The 960-nt window shown below is 54.6% G+C and carries 1 protein-coding gene; it reads left to right on the forward strand.

The annotated features are described in order from the left end of the window. Nucleotides 1-800, forward strand: an 800-nt coding sequence (gene fabD, locus ACTHS3_RS15010) for an ACP S-malonyltransferase (RefSeq protein ID WP_440368370.1), incomplete at its 5' end; no start/stop codon positions are given. Between the last annotated feature and the right edge of the window lie 160 nt (nt 801-960).

Below are 960 nucleotides of genomic sequence, written 5' to 3' on the forward strand. Positions count from 1 at the left end.
GGGCAATGATTAACGGCGAAGATGCCGAATTAATCGGACAAACCGTCAACACCCAGCCCATCATGCTGGCTGCCGGCATTGCCACCTACCGCGCCTACTTGGAAGCCGGCGGTAAAATCCCTACCGTCGTTGCAGGCCACAGCCTCGGCGAATACACCGCCCTCGTCGCTGCCGGTGCATTGGATTTCGCAGACGCGGTCAAACTCGTCCGCCTGCGCGCCGAACTCATGCAATCTGCCGTACCGCAAGGCGTAGGCGCAATGGCCGCTATTTTGGGTTTGGAAGACGAACAAGTGAAAGCCATTTGTGCCGAAGCTGCACAAGGCGAAGTCGTTGAAGCCGTCAACTTCAACTCCCCAGGCCAAGTCGTGATTGCCGGCAATACAGTCGCAGTCGAACGCGCCATGGCTGCCGCCAAAGAAGCCGGAGCCAAACGCGCCCTGCCGCTGCCCGTTTCTGTTCCCTCTCACTGCAGCCTCATGAAGCCTGCAGCGGAAAAACTTGCCGAAGCATTGAAAGACATCACCATCAAACAACCGCAAATCCGCGTCATCCATAACGCCGATGTTGCCTCTTACGATGATGCCGACAAAATCAAAGATGCCTTGGTACGCCAACTGTACAGCCCGGTGCGCTGGACAGAAACCGTCAACGCGCTTGTTTCCGAAGGCATCACCGAATCCGCCGAATGCGGCCCCGGCAAAGTCCTCGCAGGCCTCGCCAAACGCATCAACAAAGAAGCCGCGTGCAGCGCATTGACCAATGCCGACCAAGTGACTGCATTTATCGAAGCCCACTAAAATGTTTTCAGACGGCCTATCCTGTCAGGCAAGGCCGTCTGAAAAATCAGCCCACTCCAATCCGAATACATTATGAAAAAAACCATTATTCTTGCCGTTCCCTACATGTACGGACTGGATCAATGTATCGAAAAAAATCTGCGTTTTCTTGGTTTTGATG

It is taken from the genome of Neisseria sp. P0009.S007 (genome assembly GCF_051962515.1).